A 20632-nucleotide genomic window follows, 5' to 3' on the forward strand; every position below is an offset into this window, starting at 1 on the left:
ACGAAGGCCTGGCCAGCGATTTTCTAGCCTTCATCGATCGCGTCAGCGGCTTTGTCCACCGAACCAGGCCTGAACACCCGTGTGATCCATCACGGCGAAAGCTTTGCCTCCCAGACGGGCACGGTGATGCCACCGATCTTCCCGAGTTCGACCTTCGCCCATGGCAACGAAGAAGGGTTCGACTACACCCGCTCAGGCAACCCCAATTTCCGCATCCTGGATCGGGTGCTCGCTGCTCTGGAAGAGGCGGACCACGCGACCGTTTTCGCCTCAGGGGTCAGCGCCATCACAGCCGTGGTCTCCCAACTACAACATGGGGATCTGGTGCTCTGTGAGGAAAACCTCTACGGCTGCACGGTGCGCCTGTTCGAGCAGGTGTTCGCCAAATTCGGGCTGCGTACCGAATGGGCCGACTTCACCCAACCCGGCGCACTCGACCTGATCGAGCGCAGCAAACCGGCCATGGTGTGGCTGGAAAGTCCCACCAATCCACTGCTGAAGGTGATCGACCTCAAGGCGGTCTGCGGCGTTGCCTGGGCCCTCAACATTCCTGTGGTCGTTGACAACACCTTTGCCACCGCCCTTGTTCAGCGCCCGCTTCAACTCGGCGCCACCCTTTCACTCACCAGCACCACCAAATACATCAACGGTCATTCCGATGCCCTCGGCGGCGTGGTCTGCACCAACGATCCCGACTGGCACCACAAGATGGTGTTCTCCCAGAAAGCCCTTGGTCTGCAGCCTTCTCCCTTCGACTGCTGGCTGATCACCCGCGGCATCAAGACGCTGCCACTGCGGCTGAACCAGCAGATGGCCAATGCCGCCGCCCTCGCCGATCAGCTGGCCGAGCATCCAAGCGTCAGCTGGGTACGCTACCCGCATCGCCATGACCACCCCCAGCACGCGGTGGCCCAACAACAGATGGCTGCCGGCGGGGCCATTGTCACCGTCAGCTTCAACACCAGTCAGGAGCAGACCTACTCCCTGTGCAAAAGCCTGCGTTGGTTCACGATGGCGGAAAGCCTTGGTGGCATTGAAAGCCTCATCTGCCATCCCGCCACGATGACCCATGCCGCCGTCGCTCCTGACGTGAAGAAGAAACTCGGCATCGACGATGGTCTGGTGCGTTTCTCCGTGGGCTGCGAAGACCTTGCCGATCTCCAGGCTGATCTGGAGCAGGCCCTGGAGCGTCTGGCGTGAGTCCCCGCAATCTGCGCAACGACCCCTGCTGGCAGGGCTCTGATCTCGGCCATCCTCTGCCCGACGCCCCCCATGCGGTGTCTGTGGCGCTGCCCCGCTGGCAGGACGTGATTGCCTACGAAGAGAACGATCCCGCCTGCCGCAACGCACTCAAGACCATCTATCCGCGCTTCGGCCTGCATCCATTGCTGCGGGAACTGGCCGATGAGATCGCCAGCCCAGGAGGGTCTGCCTGGCCCTATTCCTCCGAGGCGGCGGCGCGCGCCTCCGCTGCCCATTGCCGGCGCAAAGCACCTGCGAGCCAAACACAGGTTGTTCAGTCAGCAGGATTGTGTTGTCTCAAGGCCGATGCTGAGGCCACACCACCGGCGCGGGCGTTCTGGCAGCACACCGGTCTGGGTGCTACTTCGCGACAGGTCGCCATCGCCCTCCATCGCGAACCAGCGCCATCCCCGGGGGCTGGCCAGCAGGCTCGCCGCATCGTCCGCGAGCGACTGGCTCAGATCCACGACGTCGACGTGGCCAGGATCAGCCTGCATACGGCAGGGATGGCAGGACTGCACGCTGCGCTGACGGCGATTCAAGCGTTGCGGCCGAATCGTCCCACCCTGCAACTGGGCTTTCCCTACGTCGATGTGCTCAAGCAACCGCAGGTGGTTTTCCACGGCGGCGAGCTGATGCAAAGCAGTGATCTCGCTGAACTGGCCGCCAACCTCGAACGACTGTCGCCCGCGGCTGTGATCGTGGAACTACCCAGCAACCCACTGCTGCGCTGTGTTGATCTGCCCGCGATCGCAGAGCTTGCCCATGCCCGAGGCATCCCCGTGATTGCGGACGACACGATCGGAACAGGGATCAATCTGCAGGCACTCCCGTATGTGGATCTGATCTTCACCTCCCTCACCAAGAGCTTCGCCGGACGGGGAGATGTGATGGCCGGCAGCCTGCTGGTGAGTCCTCACTCGGCCTGGAGCGATCAATTTCTGGATCAGATTGAGCCCTTGGCAACGCTGAATGATGCCGACGCCATCGCGCTGGAGGACGCCAGCCGTGATGTGAGCCAACGTGTGGCGCAACTGGATGCGAACTGCCTGGCACTGGCCCGGCACCTCGAGAATCATCCCGCCGTGAAACGGGTTCTCCATCCCAAGGACTGCCCCAACTTCCAGGCGCTGATGCGACCGAATGCAGGACATGGCTGTCTGCTGTCCTTTGAAGTGATCGGGGATGAAGGCCAGGCGCGGCGGGTCTACGACGGCTTGAGAGTGAACAAGGGGCCCAGCCTGGGGACCTCATTCACCCTGGCTTGTCCCTACACACAACTGGCCCACTACGACGAGCTGGACTGGGCCGCAACCTATGGCGTCTCAGGTCATCTCCTGAGGGTGTCCGTGGGTCTGGAGGATCCCCTTGATCTCTTTGAACGCTTCCAGCAGGCCCTGGCCAGCTGAATCAATTCGGCGAAGTCTGAACTTGCCCTTAACAACAGGGCTCCTCGCGATTGATATTCCTAATTTGGATTATTCGGGTCCTTCACTGACATTCCATGTCCCGCATTTACGACGACAACAGCCTGGCCATTGGCAACACCCCCCTGGTCAAGCTGAACAGCGTCACCAAGAACTGCAAGGCCACCGTGCTGGCCAAGATCGAAGGCCGCAATCCTGCTTACAGCGTCAAATGTCGCATCGGGGCCAACATGATCTGGGATGCCGAGAAAAGCGGCAAGTTAACCAAAGGGAAGGTCATTGTTGAACCTACCTCGGGAAACACCGGCATCGCCCTCGCTTTCACGGCCGCATCAAGGGGTTACAAGCTGATCCTCACGATGCCCGAATCGATGTCGATCGAGCGTCGTCGCGTCATGGCGGTGCTTGGTGCAGAACTTGTGCTCACAGAAGCAGCCAAAGGCATGCCGGGTGCGATCGCCAAAGCCAAGGAAATCGCCGACAGCGACCCCGCCAAATATTTCATGCCCGGGCAGTTCGACAATCCCGCCAACCCGGACATCCATTTCAAGACCACCGGCCCTGAAATCTGGAACGATTGCGATGGAGCCATCGATGTGCTCGTGGCGGGCGTGGGCACCGGCGGCACGATCACAGGTGTGTCGCGCTACATCAAGAACGAGGCCGGCAAAGCCATCGAATCCGTCGCCGTCGAACCGACGAACAGCCCGGTCATCAGCCAAACGATGAATGGCGAAGCTGTGAAACCCGGTCCCCACAAGATTCAAGGCATCGGTGCCGGCTTCATTCCCAAGAACCTTGATTTATCGGTCGTGGACAAGGTGGAACAGGTCACCAACGATGAATCCATCGCCATGGCGTTGCGTCTTGCCCAGGAGGAGGGTCTGCTGGTGGGCATTTCCTGCGGTGCTGCTGCAGCCGCAGCGATTCGCCTCGCCGAACAGGACGCCTATGCCGGCAAGACCATTGTGGTGGTGCTGCCGGACCTGGCTGAGCGTTATCTCTCCTCGGTGATGTTTGCTGACGTGCCCACAGGGATCATTGAACAACCAGTGGCTGTTTGAGGCTGGCTGTTTCTGTTTGAGGCTGGCCGTCTCTGTTTGTTGAATGCGGTTGAAGAGGGAGTGGCTGCTTGACAGTCACACCCCAAGGGGCCGTTCAAAATGGACCTGAATCGTTGTTGATCCTGAGCGACAGCGATGACACAGGGAGCCGTCGACTCACCATCACAGGCGACGACATTGAGAACGCAGACAGGCCGACTGCCACATCGGAGTGGTTCCGCCAGGAACTGCTCTGGATGTTCGGACAAGTTTGTTGAATCGTGATAAGAACAGACATCTTCCGACGGTTGTGAGCGTCCGTGCGATGAACAGCAGCCAGGTGGTCAGCCTTGGAACGCTTGAAGCCGATCTAGGGCTCAGCCGCGTTGATCTGCTGTTGGTGATCCGCGAAGTGGGAATCGAGCCGATCAGAAAGGGAATGCGCACCTGGATCCGACAGGATCAAGTGAGTGTTCTCTATCAACATCTCGGCAAGAGCAACCCTCAGGAGCCGCTGATCGCTGAAGTGGTACCAACCGCAGTCATCGATGACGCACCCCTCGTGCCACTGAATGCCTCCCCTGGACAAGAGGATGAAGATCTCAGGAAGTACTCAAAACTGCGACTTCTGCGGGAACGCATTGAAGTCCTTGATCTTCTGCAGACCACGGGTGTGGAAGTACCCAGCCAGGAGATCTGTTCATTGCTCGATCTCAAACGTCTTCCGCCCTTGGAAGTCCTCAGTGATGGCATCGATGGCTTTCACAGGATGGGGCTGGAGTTTCTCCGCATTCGAAGGGTGGGTCAGCGCTCAGCATGGAAAGTGAGGCGTTCGCAACACAATTGAACGCAACGTTCCGAGAGCACTAACGGATACCACATCGTCTTCACAAACCCATTAGTTTTGATAGATCTTTTTAGTCTGGAACCGTGGCTGGTTTTACGACTGCATTCGCCACGGTTGCAGTTGCTGGAATTGGGGACAAGTCGTTTCTGACTGCCCTGGTCCTTGCAGCAAGACATAAGGCACGCTGGGTGTTCACAGGCAGTGTGTTGGCTCTCACAATCGGAGCGGCACTTTGGATTGGAATCGGCGTCTGGTTGCGTTCACACATCTCCATGGATGTGATTCGCGTCGTTTCAGGCACAACATTTCTGGCGTTCGGCATCAAAGCCTTCCTCGACGCACGGCAGCACCATCAGCGAGAAAACACCCAAATCGATAGGCAACAAACAGCCGGAGCAATCACCAGCCTGCCTTGCCACGCCGTGATTAGGGATTCGTTTACCACCACCTTTCTTGCTGAATTTGGGGATCGAACCCAGCTTGCCCTTCTGGCACTGGCTGCAGGTCCAAATCTGTCCACAGAAAGCATCTTCACTGGAGCCGTCAGCGCCAACATCGTTCTAGCCGTTGCAGCCGTTACATCAGGTAAATACCTAAAACAGAGCATCAGCCACAAACGGATCTGTTTGATCAGTGGAGCACTTTTTACAATTCTGGGATTAAAGATTTTACTGACTTTGTGAAATGATCCAGAAATCGGCCGATCGCCAATCAGCCATCCACTCTGGAAGCATTAGGATTGAGTGAAAGCAACGTATTGATTTCAGCAGCAATCGGAGCAAAGCGGAACAACACGATGGCTTGAAGTGGTGTTAATCCAGCAAACAATGTCGCCAAGGACGTTGCCACTGAGGTCACTAAAATCATCGACGAATTGACATCAGTCGCTGAAACATATCGTCGACTCAGCGCAATCAAACGAGACAGCCACATCAGATCTCCACCAAGAATCACATCGCAGACAGTCTTCGATATAAATCCCGTATCATCTTCTGATAACCCGATCGCCAGATCTGCACCGGCCATGGCAGGGATATCATCAATCACATCACCAAGGTAAGCCACAGTTGCACCGCCCCGCTGTAAATCAATCACCCGCTGATGGCGAAGCGTCGGCTCCTTTGAGTCGGCAGCATGGAACCCTCCAACAACCTCGGTTTTCAAACCGAGCGAATGCAACTGCTTGATCACAAAAGCAAGTTCAGGATCCGGAGACCATCGAATCAGTAACGTCCCCAGCATTGCCTCACCGGAAGCAAACGAGATCTTAATATCATGACTAGGATTTTCAAGCTCTTTTGAGAGTTCTCCATGTTCAAATTTAATTGAAACAGGTTCTTTCCCGTCGAAACTGACAACGTACATCGATTCACATATCCAGCCCGCACTGACATTTAAAAAAGAAACTGATAAAGGCTTGAGGTCGGTTTCAGCCAAAACACCCCAGAAGACAATGGCCGGATCTGCTTGCATGGCCACAGCAACGGAATACAACATATGAATCAAGTCACCCTTGGCACAATCCGAATGAATGGCCTCCTCTCGAAGCTGAAAATCACCAAGATGCCGCAATGTATTGATACTGAACAGAACATGATCAACGCAGGAGAGTGACGATATTGTTAAAGCGTCAGACATGTGCACTTGGTTCAAAGCCATATCAACAAGAGCCGTCTCCCCCGATGAAAGATTCGAAGATTGAATATCTTTGAATGGATCAAATGCCAAAACAGCAATGGCCCGTTCTGTAAAACCGCCCAACAGAGACCACAAGCCGAAGCCGAGCTGAAGGGGTGACGCAAAGGCTCGATAACGTTTTTGGGATGGTGCTGATGATGATCGCAACTTTGACTGATTCTTAGCGTCGTGAATTGTCAGCACTGGAGTCTTTTCAAAGGTGTCAAGAACTTTGCAGAGCGCATCACCTTGAAGAACATAAGTGCCAAATTGAATCTCATCGCCAGGCAATAGCCTGTATGGCAGAGTGGAACCATCGACAAGAGTATTAACAACCAACAGCTCACCCTTGATCAGTCGAGAGTGAAGGAAAACGTGAGAATCAGTTTTGATGTTGTAGAGCTGGCCAGCTGCAATATCACCAAGAGCAATTTGTGAATCAAAAGGGACGAGTGACGATGGTTCGACAAGCGTCAGTTGAATATTTCGTTTTAAACGACCAATGAAGTCGTAAAACTCACGACTGCGTCCTTCGGGGTCCTGACTGATCGAGCGAATGGCCGATGTGGAATGCCCCATCAACTCATCAACAAACAACTCCCTCGCCAAACCACTGCCGATCAAAGCCGACGATAATGTCAACTCAACGGACGATGAGAGAAGAGATTCCATCGCAGCGGAATCACCAGAGCATCTCTTACGCAAGGCATGAAAGGTATGGCGAATCAGAGGGAAGCTGACGAAGGTAGCCAGGACCGCCAGGGTCAGCGGCGGAATCACAAACAAAGAATCAAGTGCCAAGACAGAGGCACAAATCACACCACTACGAAGTGCATTACGAAAAGGTGGCCGTTCAACAATATCGGTGATTTGATTATCACGAGAGAGGGCCGATTCAACGTTTTGATCTGTAAAAGGGTCAACAAAACAACGGGTTAACAACGCAATACAATGGTCTCGTTCAACACTCGGGAAACGAAGCACGACTGTTGATGAAACCACATTGATCCGATGACTGATCAACCAGTGAGTCCTGTGCAGAACGGACGCGCAATGCCGACGCAAGCCAAGTGAACTTGACAATCCTGGATGGTAAATTCTCAGACGACCATCAATCTCACTTCTGATCTCCCAAGAGTCCGACCGCTGATGAGTGGCAATCGTCACGATCAGGCCACCTCAACAAAAGGTCGCCGAAGATTGATCGCCAGATCAAAAATAAAACTTGCCAACATCAAAAGCCAAAAACCGGGTGAAAGCGGCAAAAACAACCCGACAAAACCGATAACAAATATCGCTAAAGATGTTAAGAGTGCTGAGAGCGATAACGACAACGACAAACCGTTAACAAACCATCGTGCAGGGCTGCTGAACCAACGCAACCGTAAACGTTCAACCGTCGTGGGTTCAACGATTTCTGTTGGAGAGAGGGGAATTTCCGGAACATCAATTCCTTGATGACTCAGTTGCGCACGAACTCGAAGCCAGACCAGTTGCGATAAATCTGATTGCGGTTGGGGCTGCGCATCGGCCTTGCAAACAACCACCAATGAGCTCGCCGCCTGGTTCAAACGGAAGGACCACATAGAAGAAGGAAATGCCTGGTTGAGGTCGCTTGAGAAGCGCCGCCAATCCATGTTGTCGCCACAAAAGATTCGATACCGCCAGCGATGCCTGGTGGCATGGATCAGATTCAGCGAAGCACCCATTGGAATCAGGCCGCCATCACGTTGTAGAGATTGCTGTCTTTGCAGTATGTCCACTGGAAACCATCTGGGTCATGCTCAGCAATCCAGGAGCTGAAATCGTCACGGCGACGACGAGCTGAAATCTTCTGATAGCTCACTCCAACGCGTTCTGAGAGTTCCGTCAACTTCAGAGGGAGGGAAGAACCGCGAGGTTGATTCAAAGGAACCACCTGATTCACAAGCGACTCAGCCGGCACATCAACCGCCGTGTCTGACTCTGCCGATGGGGACACTTCAGGTGACACTGAGCTTCTCGTGGGAAGCTCCTTGGCCTGGAAACCGAGTGCTCGAATGGCATTGGCCGCTGCGACCAAACATGATCCATTGTTGAGAAAAACTGCGGCAATGGGGCTGACTGGAAGGAAGGTACCAATCACCAATGCCGACAGGTTGGGGACACCAACGATGCCGATGTTCTGCTTGACCAAAGAGAACGTATGTCGTGCCAGGTCCTGAGCAACGATCAGATCCGAAACCCGGTCGTTGGTTAGAACGATATCTGCAGTTTCGCGTGCCAGGTCGCTTCCCGATGCAAAGGACACCGAAACATCGGCATAGGCGAGGGCTGCGGAATCGTTGATGCCGTCGCCGACAAACACGACCTTTTTTCCCTGAGCGGTGAAGTGCTGGACCAGCTCCGCTTTTTGATCGGGAAGGGCATCGGAGTGAACTTCCTCAGGCTTCAGTCCGATGTCTTTGGCAACAGCATGAGCAACAGGAGCAATGTCTCCGGTCAACATGTGCGCTTCGATGCCGCGGCGGTGCAACTCAGCAATCATGTCCGCAGTGTCCGGGCGAACTTGATCAAGGGCGTAGTGGATCGAGGCCAGTCGTCCATTCACTGAGAGATAGATGGGCGTTGCAACGCGAAGCTTGGGATCACTTTCAAATGAAGGAATCTCGACACGTTCTTCCTCGAGCAACTTGGAGTTGCCCAAGAGGACTGTCTGACCATTGACCTGGGCACAAACACCGCGTCCCACCCGGTAGTCCCAGCTTTCGCATTCGATCACAGACACTTCAGCCTCTTCCGCATAGTCACGGATGGCCTTGGCGATTGGATGATTCAGCCCCTGTTCAAGTGATGTTGAAAGTTGAAGACGTTCATGAACCTGTTTAGACGTCGGTGATGGAATTAGAGCACCGGAGTCGTCGAAAACAGAAACATGAACAATCGACGGATGGCCCTCGGTCAACGTTCCGGTTTTATCAAAAACAACCACATCAATTGTTTCAAGCTGCTCAAGAGCACGACCACTTCTGATCAACAATCCTTGGCTTCCTGCCCTCGTTAAAGCAGCCATGATGGCCGTTGGAACGGAAACCCTGAGACCCGTACCAAGATCAAACATCAGCAGTGATGCGGCCTGAGCGATATTTCCTGCACTCAGCAGCAGAGAGAGGCCTGCCAGAGCCAACGTCGGCATGACAAATCGATTCGCAACACTGGCTGCGAAATTTCCGACACGTGTATCGAAAACCGGAGCCTCTTCGATCATTTTAGTGATTTGACCCACACGGGTGTCATCGCCAACCGCGAATGTTTCGACAATGATATTTCCCTCAAGCACAATAAATCCAGCTAAGATTTCGTCGCCAGGGCCTGAATGTCGAGGGACAGATTCACCCGTAAGCTTAACAACATCTAGCGAAGCTTCTCCGGATTCGATGACACCATCAATGGGTATTTTGTCTCCAGGCAAGAAAACAACCCGATCTCCTGCCGTCAAATCAAAACTCGACACAATCACTTCACCGTCGTCGGTGAGCAGACGAACGTCGGATTGAAGACTTGAGACCAGATCCGTGTTGGACGAATGAGCGATTCGCTGCGTGGCATCACGAACAGCCTCACCACCTTCGATCATCGTGATCATCATCGCGGGCCCCAGGAGGAACCCTTCAAGGCTGTGGAGAAGAACAGCCAATGCATCAAGGAAATCAACATTGATTTTCCTTTCTTTTTTCAGGCCGTCCCAAGCCCTTTTGAAACTTAAGTGAGCCGAAACGATGATGAAACCACCAACGGCCAGAGGTGGTAGTGCGAGCGGTCCAGATAGCACTGCTAAAGCCAGAGAGCAGACTGGCAAAATGATGCGAGTAGGTACAAATTTCTCATCATCCTCATCCATAGATTGTGAGGATTCAATAGCCGTTGTTGGTGTTTCCACGAATGGAATCAGCGGTATATCACCACTATTCTGCGGGAGAGAATTCAACCACTGCAAAACATCAACCTTACGTCGGTTTGCAAACACAACAACAAAACAACAGGCCCAGCGATTGAAACGAACGGATTCAACTTCACTAAGAGTTTTCAGGTGCCTTTCGAAATTATCCGGATCACTTAATCCCGGAGAAACGCTGAATCGCAGCCGCTTTGTTGAAGCATGCATAATACGATCGATGAAGCGTGGAAGTCTTGGCGAACCTGCTTGGTCTTCTGGTCCACCAGATCCATCGATCACATCAAATCCGATCGTTTTGTCGACTTGGAAAGAAGCAGCCATAATGAAAATTTGGGTGAGTTAAAGAAGGATTATTCAACGGTGACGTCAGTAATCGTTGCTGCTTTCGACTTTTTAGGTGAACCATTTTTGGTTACTTCTTTCTCGACGACATCTTCAGAAGACGATTCAGTTTTTGCCTCTTCAACAAGATCTACGAAGGATTCTGCTGCTTCTGCGGCGCTCTTTGCAACACCTCGAGCTACTTTGCCAGCTGCACTGGCTGCGACAATTCCAACTTTGACTCCACTTTTTGCCATGCTTCGACCAGCCTGACCCATCGAATCCCCTAATTCCTGATTCCCCAATTTGCGGACAACTGGAGCCATCGCCATTAGCGCGGCTCCGGCACCAAAGGCGATAACCATCTCAAACTCGAACATGGGGCCTTAATCGTTCACGCAACTTTACTCTGATTTTTGTGATTTGATATGTTGATTTCCAAAAATGCACCAGCCTGCCGACAGCCGTGATCCGATTCCTCAGCAGCGATAGGTGTCGGACACTACATTCTTTGATCGACAAACTGATCCAGTCAAACGTCATCAACTCAAGGACGGCTTTGCTCGATGCCAGGGGAAATTTCGACGACCTGGCAACCCATTACAAAGAGTATGAATGGATACAATTTGATCATAATCAGACCCTTGAAGATCTTTGGAATGAATTAAGTCCCCATGCCAAAGAGTGGTGGGATCTCCTCGACATCAGCAAGAAGCAATCTCCAGAGCTTCCAGAATTACCAGGTCTTGAAGACATATCTCGACTAATTTTTATCTGCCAAAAACTCACGACAATCGATCAAGATGAAGATATGGTTGTTGTCTTACCGCATCCGAATCATGCCATCCAGCTACTTGGAATGGCGCAACAGGGTCCATTGTTGATCGAAAATCTTCTGGAACCGTTACTTAATTGGTGGGATAACACTAGAAAATCACTATCTGCAGTAGAAACTTTCCTCCGAATCAAGCTACCAACGTCTCAACAATTGAGACTGACACCACAATGGAGACAGAATTTTGAGACCCTTCAAGCACTCACGAATGATCGAAAAATACACCGTTTTTATTTGGTTCTTGATGGGGATCATCAAAACCAATCCAGCTTAAATCGACGTTTAAGCGTATGTGGCATGCACGCTGTTACTCCAAGCGCTTTAATTCTGAGCGATCTTGATATCGAGGTGATGGCTCAATTGAATGAGGAGTTAGATGCATCCATGATGACAACAACATCCATCGACAATCTAAACGAGATGACACTTAATCGTTTGGAGATTTCGACGAAAGCCAATTTCGTATTAAACGAATCTCAACAATCAATTTCAATTTTTCTTCCTGGAGTAAGCAAAAAAGATCTTGTGATCAAACAAATTGGGGAAGTAGTTTTTTTATTTTATCTTGGCCAAAAGCGCGCACTGCATCTAACTGATTCTTTAAAAACACAAACCTGCCAAAAAGGGCAAATGCATCTTGGCTGGCTCACACTCCGTTTCAATCAGTTGGAACAGAATGCTTAGATCCAGGTGGTCGCCAACCCAAGGCCCAGGCAAGCAGAAAAAAAGGTGTTCCCGGCAGAATCGGGAGAATCCAACCAAGAATGGCAAGAACAATCATTGATTGGGCCGTGATATGGCGAGCCCGACGATTGAATTGTTCTAGTCGTGTTGGTGGCAATTGAGGTCCAACAGCAATCGATTCAACGACAAAACAATCAATCCAATCTCTTAAATTAGCTGCATCTAATTCTTCAAACGGTCGATATGAGGTAATGACAACTCCGAATTGACCTGTCGTATATCTGAAAAGGTATTCTGGAAAACAATATTCAAAAGAAGCTTTTAAACACTGCTGCGTTTTTATAGAAAGTTTCGTACGAAACTTCAATCTCACACGCCCGGGCAAGACGTGCCGAATTTCAACCAATGGTCAAGATTTAGAGGACGTTGCTGGTTTGACAGCAGCTTTTGGCTCGGCGAGATCAGCCTTAGCCTCAGCGAGAATGTCGCCAAAGCTCTCTCCAATTTCACTCAAGCCAGATTTCATCCCGGAGAAAACACCTGAAAACTTGGAGCCGATCACAAGTCCCACCTTGAGACTTTGCTTTGTTAGACCACGTCCAGCGCCAGAGATGGTTTTGGTCACACCACTCTCTTTTCCTGCAACGGAAGCAGCGATCGGCGTCAGAGCGACCAGACCGGCACCGATGCCGAAAGCAATGAGGTACTCCAGCTCAAACATGGGAATTCAACATGATCTGTGAAATCTAGAGACCTTTTGAGCTTTTGTGAAGTGCCTGTGATAACAATGAGCCGATTCGCGCATCTCAGCACATCGATTGCCGACTCAACTGACCTGAGTCACCAACGAAAGAATGATCGACAGGACCGTCGAAGCAAACAAAAAGGCCGCGATGCAATGAATGATCACAACACGACGAATCGCAGAATCTTCAACGCTGCAGTCGGTCATTGAGTAAGTCAAGCCTATGGAGTAGGCCACGTAGAGAAAATCGCTAAAGCTAGGTTCTGAACCCTGAAAGACAAATGCCTGTTGGGCTTCGTTGGCTTCCAAAGCACGGGGATTTTGCTCAAAATAACTCTTTGCATAATAAATTGCGAAGCCGTTGTGTAATTGCAACCACGCAAGGAACAACGAGATAAATGTCAAGAAAATTTGAACATAATCCGGCAATATATTTTTCTTATCGTGCAGATCATTGATGCAGAAACAAAGCAGTCCCACACTCATAAAAACAAGAGCCACTGTGCGTAATGCGACATAGGATTCAACTGATTGCCAACGCGCAAAGACTTGACGTGTTTCATGCATGGAAAGTGTCCAAGTCTTGAGATAAAGCGTCAACAGATCCCAGACCAATGCCATCGTGATGGAAATCGTGAAGGCCTCTTTCAAAGTCACCAACTGAATCAAGATCAACGTGCTGACAATTCCGACAAGCGAGGAACGGATCAAACGAAATCGATCGGAAAGAAAGCGGGGATGCATCGTTTAAGCTAGAGGGTCTGCAACCAATTTTGAATTAGCTGAAATCCGTTCATGTAACTTAGGTATAAAGACAGACTTCACCAACATTGAAATAATGACCGCGCCGCACACAGAATTTGCCATGAGTTGATAGGCTTGTAGAGGCGCTAATTCTATTAAATTGATCTGAAACATTTCTTCCAACAGTACTGGAGCTTGCACAACCAAAGCCATTGAAACAGCGCCCTTAGGACTCCAAGAGGACAAAACTCTTTTCTCATCAGTAGCGATCGTTTCGCTACGGAGAAAAAGCCGAACGCAAACCGGTCGAATGGCGATGACTCCAAGCCAGACATAAATAGCAACAGGGAAATCAATCAAGAACGATTTAGCATCTAAACCAAGACCTATGGCAAAAAAGAGGATCGCTTCACAAGCAATATTCAAAGATTCCAACTCCTCACTCAGAAACTCGATTTCATCTTCAGTTGATGAACTTCTGTACGACAGAGACGTCACAATCCCCATGACGAGCGCACAGAGATATCCCCCGTGACGCAAAGACAAGTCTGAAAATGCATAACCAAGTATCGTAAAACCAAATGCCACAAGAACCAGTTGAGGCTTTGAAGTTACAAAATGTCGAATGACAAGATTCAACAAATAGCCAAGGATCATTCCGCAAACAACGCCTAGAAGAATGCCCTTGAAAATATCTTGTAATAACACAAGTGAATTCGTTGTTGTATATTCAGGATTAATTTGAAGCCACAAAAGCACAAGGATCTCCGCTACAGCAACTGAAATTGCAGCTGAAATAGCTGTTTCAACTTTGAAAACATTGGTCAGCACAGTTTGAAACTTTTTTACTTTTCTTGCAACGAAAGAAAATGAATTCCAATCACTAACAGACAATGAATAGATAATGACGACTGTAATTAGTGTAAGAACTCCATTCTCGACACCCTCCGCATAACCGAACCTCTGAAATAGTCCCAAGCCGAATCTGACATATACCAACCAGAACAACATGCTAAACGCTGTACCAAAAAGTGCTAACTGCATTGAACTAAACAACAAATTACTTCTCTTTAGGAGCAAGCGGTCTGATGTTAGACCACTAAAAAAGAGCAGCACACACAATGCGATGACGTGAACCTGCTCAAGGGGGATTGTCTCGAATGTGAAATTTTCTATATTGATGAATAATCCAAGAAAAAATAGAAATATTGAGCCGGGGATACTTAATTTTATTCCAAATTTATCGCAAAATATGCTAACGATTAGAAGCAGGGCAAACGCGACAAGTGTGGTCTGAAATGAAATCTCCAGAGAAGGAATATCTCTTGAAGAATTTTCTAAGACATCAGGAATATTGTTTTCAGATGCGAAAAAATACAACGAAGTCGTACTGAACACTGAATAACCAGATCGTTGATTAATTCTGTCTAAGACAACAGAATTCCAATACCGCAGGTGAGGAAATGCTGACATTTTCCCAGGTGTCCAATGCTGATTATTATTGAAATAAATAGTTAAAGCGAATGCATTTATGGGATTGACATCCGGTTCCACTTATATCGATTCAGGAGGGCAGAAAATCTCACCTGAGGACATCGTTGTCGAATTAAAGGTCGGGTTGCAGAGATTCCTTGATGGACGATCGGCTCATCCTCACGCAACCGAAGCACGCCGCCACCAACTCGCCGGCGGACAACACCCCCAGGTTGCTGTTCTGGCCTGCTCCGATTCCCGGGTTCCTGTCGAGGTGATTTTTGATGCTGGTTTCGGGGACTTGTTTGTGATCCGCAATGCAGGAAACACGAACACCTTCGGATCCGCAGGCTCGATTGAATATGCCGTTGCAGACCTGGGCATCCGAGTTCTCCTTGTGATGAGCCATCAGGGCTGTGGTGCCGTGAAAGCCGCCTACCTCACAGGCCAGAGCTTTTCCCCGTCGCTCAGCGAATTGGTGTCCGACATCAAATCAGGATTGAACAACCACGGTTTCAGAACTGACGATCTCAACACCTACGAACAAGCCTGCATCGCTCATTCGAGGATCACTGCAGAGGCACTCGTTCAAAGCAGCGAGATCATCCGTGATGCCGTCAGCAGGAAAGCACTGATTGTTCAACCCGCTTTTCTGCATATCGATCCACTCTCCATCACATGGCTTGATCCGCTTTACGGCGACGCTTGAGCGGAAGGGAGCACAGACTCCGGAGCAATCCACATCGCATCTCCGTACGAGAAAAAGCGATAGTTCCGATCAATGGCCTCCTGATAAAGCTTCAGCAGTGTCTGACGTCCAATCAGAGCACTGACAAGCAACAGCAATGAACTCCTAGGTAGGTGGAAATTGGTGATCAGCCCCTGAATCACGCGAAATCGGTAGCCCGGTTTGATCACCAGATTCACGGGACCACAAAAGCTGCCCAACACACCTCCATGGGCCTGAGCCGCGCCCTCGAGAGCCCGCACGCTGGTGGTGCCAACAGCAATCACTCGCCCCGTGCAGGCGCGAATCGCCTCAATCACATCTGCACTGACCTCCACCCATTCGCTATGAAGCGCAAGGTTGCTGAGATCCTCACGTTCCAGCGGCCGGAAGGTCCCGAGCCCCACATGCAGCGTGATCCGCGCCAGTTGGATCCCCTTGCGCTGCAGTGCCGCCAGCAGCTCATCACTGAAATGCAGTCCTGCCGTGGGTGCTGCCACGGCGCCAGGACGTTCGGCGTAGCGGGTTTGATAGCGATCAGCATCCGCTGGATCGTGCCGATCGATGTAGGGCGGTAAGGGGACTTCACCGTATTGATTCAGCAAGGTCTCGATCGTTGCAGCATCGCGACAGTCACTCGGGAACTGAACCAACCGCCCGCCGCTGGCAGGATCCACTGCCATCACAGTCAGATCAATCGATGTTCCGTCGATGGTGAGCACATCACCAGGTCGCATCCGTTTGGCCGGTCGAGCCAGACACAACCACTGGCCGTTTTCACGGGGCTCGAGAACGAGCAGCTCGGACCGACCGCCACCAGCGCGGCGCACTTGAAGGCGCGCCTTCAACACTCGTGTGTCGTTGACCACAAGCAGATCGCCCGCCTGAAGTTCCTCCAGAAGATCCCAGACCCGACCATGGCGGGCAGCCGACGTTGTTGCTCCGACTGCTGGAACCATCAACAAGCCAGCGTCATGGCGCGGCTCCATCGGAGCCTGGGCGATGAAGGCTGCTGGCAGTGCGTAGTCGTAACTGCTGAGCAGCAGATCCCTGGAATCGGGCACCAGGGTTCAGAGAGCCAGACTCTCTGGTCGGAGTTCTATGAGCTCGGCCAGATCCTTGAGGAAGGCTGCGCCATCAGCGCCATAAATCACTCGATGGTCTGCGGTGAGATTGACCTGCATCTGTCGCTTCACGGCAATCGATCCATCCGCTCCTGCCACAACGGTGGAACGTGAAGCCGCAACGGCAAGAATGGCTCCCGTGCCTGGCGGAAGAATCGCATCAAAGCGATCAACCCCGAACATGCCGAGGTTGGAGAGGGTGAAGGTGCCTGTGCTGTATTCCTCTGGCTGCAGCTGTTTGCTGCGGGATCGCTTGACCAGATCCTTCCACTGGCGTGACATCTCATAGAGATCCGTGCGATCGGCTTGACGCAGCACCGGTGTAATCAGACCGCCATCCTCCATAGCGACAGCAACCGCCACATTCACCTCTGCGGGGTAGGCCATCCCAGCTGGCGTTGTGGCGGCGTTCACCTGGGGATGACGGGCCAGAGTGACGGCCACTGCCTTGGCCAGCAGAGCCGTCATCGTGACGCCCTTCGGCTTCACCTGTTTGTAAAAGCGATCGAGCTTGTCGGTGGTGATCGTGTATCCGACCCTGAAACAGGGCACCGCCAGACTGGCTTCCATGTTCCGGTTCACCGCTCCCTGGAGGGTGTTGAACGCAACGGTCTCGCCCGGACGCCCAAAGCTGTTGCCAGCCGGTGCAGCCGCGGCCGCAGGCGCTGCTGCGCCCTGGCCGTTGGCTGCCGGTGCTGAACCCTCTGCCACCCGAGGCACGGAGATCGGCTGACCGCTGGCCCGCTCCACGTCGTCCGCCTGAATGCGGCCATGGGGTCCGCTGCCGCGAACGGTGGCCAGATCCACACCCATCTGGGAGGCGAGCTTCCTGGCGCGGGGGCTGGCCACGATGCGGCCGTCGTTCACCACAGGAGCCGCCGGGGCTGGTGCCGGTGGGGCAGGCGCGGGTGCCGGAGTGGCTGCCGGTGCTGCCACCACAGGAGCCGGAGCTGCCGGAGCAGCTGGCGCTGGCTGTGCCTCAACTGCGGCGGAAACCGGTGCGGAGGAGGTCGGTGCTTTGGCCTTGGCCTCAGCGATCTCCGCTTCTGTTTCAACAATCAGGCCGATGGTTTCGCCGACAGGCGCCGTGCTGCCCGCAGGCATGAGGACAGCGGCCAGAAAACCATCCTGGAACGACTCCACGTCCATATCAGCCTTATCGGACTCAACAACCAACACCGATTCACCACGTCCGACCTTGTCGCCCGGTTGCTTCAGCCACTCGACGATCTTTCCCTCCGTCATCGTCGAGCTGAGGGCTGGCATGAAGATGTCGAAGGTCGCCAAAACCGTCTCCGGGTGGGCAGATCAGGGGAGTGTACGAGCCGGCTGATGCCAGTGAACGCTCAGGATCAGGCGCCTTCAACCGATTGCACGACGCCGTCCCGCACCACGATGGCAACCTGCATCTTCTCGACCAGGTTGTCGCCGACCTTGAGCTCACAGGTGCTCTCCAGCTGGCCCTGCTCAACGATCTGATCCATCTCAAGCTCGCGAACCTGGGACTGCTGCTGCAGGTAGGTGCGTTTTTGCTCCTCAAGCTCGGCGCGCTTGGCGGCCACCTGCTGCTGAATCTGAGCCACCTGGTCCTGAACCCTGGGATCGAGGGGATTGGCACTCTGACGGCGGACTTCATCCACCACCTGCTGGCCCTCCTGCTCCAGCTGGGACAGCTGCTGATCGAGCCCGGCAATGCTGTTGCTGATCTCTCGTTCGGCTTCCTCCTTCCAGGTGGGTGTCACCACGGCGCGGACGGTGATTGGACGCTTAATCGTCAGGGTGGTGCCGTCGGACATGTGATTAAAGGAATTGCCGCAAGCGTCTCAGCCGCGGGCGCAGAGGTCAATCACGGTTTCCTCTCCCATAGAGGATTTCGATCAGGCGGGAGTCCCGGGATGTGATCCGATCACGGCGTTGCTTGAGGGTCTGGGTCAGCAGTCCGTTCTCGATGCTGAAGGGAGCCACCAGCACAACACCTGCCAACCGTTCATCACCCCGGGCTCCTCTGCGATGCTTCAGCAGTTGATTGCATTCCCGCATCAGCAGTTTGAGAAGCACTGGATCGCCGGGGAATCCCCCGAGATCATTGGCAACCGAAAGGTTGTTCTCCTGCGCCCAGGGCCTGATCATCTCCGGCCTCGGGACCAGCAGCGCTCCGAGTTGGCGCTCATCCTGTCCAACCAGCATCACCTGCTCGATCAACGGGCTGGCGACAAGCGCTTCCTCCAGCGGCCCAGGCTCAATGTTCTCGCCACTGCTCAGAACGATGGTGTCCTTGGCACGACCGGTCAGGGCCAGTGAGCCATCCGGGAGAAGCATGCCCAGGTCCCCTGTGTCGAACCAGCCATCCGCATCGAGCACCTTGGCCGTGGCCTCCGGCTTGCCCAGGTATCCCTTCATCACCTGAGGGCCCCTCACCAACACACGCCCGCGCTGACGGAATCCCAGCGCCTCCCCCGATTCAGGCTCAACGATGCGGAACTCCGTCTCGGGCATCGGCAAACCGGAACTGCCGCGGATGTTGCGCCACGGCCGGCGGCAACTCACCACAGGGCTTGTTTCCGTCAGGCCATATCCCACAAGAAGTTCAATCCCCACCGCTTCAAAGAAGGCGTCGATGTGGGGCGCAATGGCCCCGCCACCACTGATCGGATAGCGCAACTGGCCTCCGCTCAACTGGCGGCGCAGCTTTGGCCAGATCAGAGAGGAGGCGAGAGCGTGCAGAGGCCAGCGCAGCCCTGCAGTCAGCGCGCTCAGCAGACGGTCTGCAGCGGAGGCGGGCTCGAGCATCAGGTTCCAGGCCTGACGCTTGGCGAGGCAGTGAGCGGCACTGTTGGCCAGGGCCGCCCTCAGGAGGCGCTGTCGCGAGGGCGGGAAGGTCTTCAGGACATCCTCAAAACCCGCCTGAACTGCCTCCCAAAGCCTTGGGACGGTTGCCATGGCAATCGGACGAACGCGCGGCAGGTCCTTCTTGAGCTGTTTGATCGTGGTGTAGGTCTGCGAGCAGGCGCAGGACAGGAAGTAATAGCTGGCGCTTCGCTCATAGGCGTGCCAGATCGGCAACACGCTCAGCACGGGAGACCCGGGCTCCGGGAACGCCACAGAGGCCAGGGAGCGCATCTGGTGCAACAGGTTGCCGTGAGTGAGCGGAACCCCTTTGGGCTGGCCAGTGGTCCCGGATGTGTACAGAACGGTGGCAACGGCCTCCGCATCACCCTGCGGCTCCAGCTCTGCGCTTCCCTGCGCTGAACGCAGCAGGTCGTCCCAACTCAGAAGGTCGTCCACAGGGTCACCTTCCAGCTGCAGGACGAATCGGAGTCGACCGAGCTGTTCTGGATCGAGCTGCAGACGACGCCAGAGATCGGCGTTCTGCACGATCAGAGCTGTGGCACCGCAGTCTTCGAGGATGTAGCGCAGCTCGTCCACCGGCGCGGACGCCCCGCGCACCGCATCGGCTGCGCCGGCTCGCATCAGCCCCTGATCCGCCACCAGCCAGCGGGGACTGTTTTCAGCGAAGAGGGCGACGACATCGCCCGGCTCGATCCCTTGGTTTCGAAACCCAACCGCCGCCTCAGAAATCCTCTGTGCCAGTTCGCCGAAGCTGAAACATTCCGGATGGGCGGCATGGGGAGCATCCACAGCCATGAGCTTGCCGTGGTGGTCTGCCAGCCAGGGCCAGACCGCATCAATCCGAGTCAACCCATCGACATGGCTGTGACCTAGAAGCCCAAGCTGCTCGCGCTCGGTCGCGGTCCAGCCGACCTTGGCAACTCCTGCAGGTTGCACACTCATCAGCGGATCCTTGA

Annotated in this window: 20 protein-coding genes; 8 read left to right on the forward strand and 12 right to left on the reverse strand. The window is 53.6% G+C overall.

Translation table 11 applies throughout. From position 1 onward, the window contains the following. The first annotated feature begins 51 nt into the window (after window positions 1–51). From KR100_RS11320 to KR100_RS11340, 6 genes are all read left to right on the forward strand, one after another. Window positions 52–1200 carry a PLP-dependent aspartate aminotransferase family protein gene (locus KR100_RS11320; protein ID WP_038546003.1) on the forward strand — a complete coding sequence of 383 codons (1149 nt, stop codon included), beginning with the start codon at window positions 52–54 and terminating at the stop codon, window positions 1198–1200. Then, the gene (locus KR100_RS11325) at window positions 1197–2651 is read left to right on the forward strand and encodes a PLP-dependent transferase (protein ID WP_038546006.1); all 1455 of its coding nucleotides are present in this window, start codon (window positions 1197–1199) and stop codon (window positions 2649–2651) included. Before KR100_RS11320 ends, KR100_RS11325 begins: the two co-directional genes overlap by 4 nt. Before the next feature lie 95 nt (window positions 2652–2746). Continuing rightward, window positions 2747–3733, forward strand: a complete 987-nt coding sequence (gene cysK / locus KR100_RS11330; protein ID WP_038546009.1) for a cysteine synthase A — start codon at window positions 2747–2749, stop codon at window positions 3731–3733. Window positions 3734–3801: 68 nt separating this feature from the next. Then, window positions 3802–3990, forward strand: a complete 189-nt coding sequence (locus tag KR100_RS16105; protein WP_162176526.1) for a hypothetical protein — start codon at window positions 3802–3804, stop codon at window positions 3988–3990. A 47-nt stretch (window positions 3991–4037) separates the two neighbouring features. Further along, entirely contained in the window at window positions 4038–4559 is a 522-nt protein-coding gene (locus tag KR100_RS11335) for a hypothetical protein (RefSeq protein ID WP_038546012.1), read from the forward strand. Between the two features lie 83 nt (window positions 4560–4642). Continuing rightward, entirely contained in the window at window positions 4643–5242 is a 600-nt protein-coding gene (locus KR100_RS11340) for a TMEM165/GDT1 family protein (RefSeq protein ID WP_038546015.1), read from the forward strand. Window positions 5243–5270: 28 nt separating this feature from the next. On the opposite strand, the gene KR100_RS11345 is transcribed toward KR100_RS11340, so the two are convergent. The 4 genes from KR100_RS11345 to KR100_RS11360 all read right to left on the reverse strand — a co-directional run bounded on the left by KR100_RS11345 (window position 5271) and on the right by KR100_RS11360 (window position 10874). Next, a complete protein-coding gene (locus KR100_RS11345; protein ID WP_162176527.1) occupies window positions 5271–7220 on the reverse strand; it encodes a hypothetical protein in 1950 nt (649 codons plus the stop codon). A gap of 185 nt (window positions 7221–7405) precedes the next feature. Next, window positions 7406–7945, reverse strand: a complete 540-nt coding sequence (locus KR100_RS16110; protein WP_156098077.1) for a hypothetical protein — start codon at window positions 7943–7945, stop codon at window positions 7406–7408. A 5-nt stretch (window positions 7946–7950) separates the two neighbouring features. After that, window positions 7951–10494 (reverse strand): heavy metal translocating P-type ATPase, encoded by a 2544-nt coding sequence (locus KR100_RS11355; protein ID WP_038546023.1) that lies wholly within the window; start codon window positions 10492–10494, stop codon window positions 7951–7953. 29 nt (window positions 10495–10523) lie between these two features. Further along, window positions 10524–10874 (reverse strand): hypothetical protein, encoded by a 351-nt coding sequence (locus KR100_RS11360; protein ID WP_038546026.1) that lies wholly within the window; start codon window positions 10872–10874, stop codon window positions 10524–10526. Between the two features lie 131 nt (window positions 10875–11005). On the opposite strand from KR100_RS11360, the gene KR100_RS11365 reads away from it, so the two are divergent. Beyond that, on the forward strand, window positions 11006–12013 hold the full coding sequence (locus tag KR100_RS11365) for a hypothetical protein (RefSeq protein WP_038546029.1): 1008 nt from the start codon (window positions 11006–11008) through the stop codon (window positions 12011–12013). On the opposite strand, the gene KR100_RS16115 is transcribed toward KR100_RS11365, so the two are convergent. The 4 genes from KR100_RS16115 to KR100_RS11380 form a co-directional block, all read right to left on the reverse strand. After that, window positions 11988–12380 carry a hypothetical protein gene (locus tag KR100_RS16115; protein WP_156098078.1) on the reverse strand — a complete coding sequence of 131 codons (393 nt, stop codon included), beginning with the start codon at window positions 12378–12380 and terminating at the stop codon, window positions 11988–11990. The genes KR100_RS11365 and KR100_RS16115 overlap by 26 nt on opposite strands. Before the next feature lie 42 nt (window positions 12381–12422). Further along, window positions 12423–12734 (reverse strand): hypothetical protein, encoded by a 312-nt coding sequence (locus KR100_RS11370; protein ID WP_038546033.1) that lies wholly within the window; start codon window positions 12732–12734, stop codon window positions 12423–12425. A 105-nt stretch (window positions 12735–12839) separates the two neighbouring features. Next, on the reverse strand, window positions 12840–13502 hold the full coding sequence (locus tag KR100_RS11375; protein ID WP_071839903.1) for a DUF1345 domain-containing protein: 663 nt from the start codon (window positions 13500–13502) through the stop codon (window positions 12840–12842). A gap of 3 nt (window positions 13503–13505) precedes the next feature. Then, window positions 13506–15056 carry a cation:proton antiporter gene (locus KR100_RS11380; RefSeq protein WP_156098079.1) on the reverse strand — a complete coding sequence of 517 codons (1551 nt, stop codon included), beginning with the start codon at window positions 15054–15056 and terminating at the stop codon, window positions 13506–13508. Window positions 15057–15120: 64 nt separating this feature from the next. On the opposite strand from KR100_RS11380, the gene KR100_RS11385 reads away from it, so the two are divergent. Next, window positions 15121–15684: a carbonic anhydrase gene (locus KR100_RS11385; protein ID WP_162176529.1), complete on the forward strand. Its 564-nt coding sequence runs from the start codon at window positions 15121–15123 to the stop codon at window positions 15682–15684. Here the strand turns inward: KR100_RS11385 and queA are convergent. The 4 genes from queA to KR100_RS11405 form a co-directional block, all read right to left on the reverse strand. Beyond that, window positions 15669–16769, reverse strand: coding sequence for a tRNA preQ1(34) S-adenosylmethionine ribosyltransferase-isomerase QueA (queA, locus tag KR100_RS11390; protein ID WP_204207813.1), 1101 nt, complete (start codon window positions 16767–16769; stop codon window positions 15669–15671). The two genes, KR100_RS11385 and queA, sit on opposite strands and share 16 nt — an antisense overlap. Window positions 16770–16772: 3 nt before the next feature. Next, entirely contained in the window at window positions 16773–18113 is a 1341-nt protein-coding gene (locus KR100_RS11395) for a dihydrolipoamide acetyltransferase family protein (protein WP_038546041.1), read from the reverse strand. A gap of 65 nt (window positions 18114–18178) precedes the next feature. Further along, window positions 18179–18622, reverse strand: coding sequence for a YlqD family protein (locus KR100_RS11400; protein ID WP_038546044.1), 444 nt, complete (start codon window positions 18620–18622; stop codon window positions 18179–18181). Window positions 18623–18668: 46 nt separating this feature from the next. Further along, entirely contained in the window at window positions 18669–20618 is a 1950-nt protein-coding gene (locus KR100_RS11405) for an AMP-binding protein (RefSeq protein WP_051847505.1), read from the reverse strand. Between the last annotated feature and the right edge of the window lie 14 nt (window positions 20619–20632).

This window comes from Synechococcus sp. KORDI-100, from assembly GCF_000737535.1.
Classification (GTDB): Bacteria; Cyanobacteriota; Cyanobacteriia; order PCC-6307; family Cyanobiaceae; genus Parasynechococcus.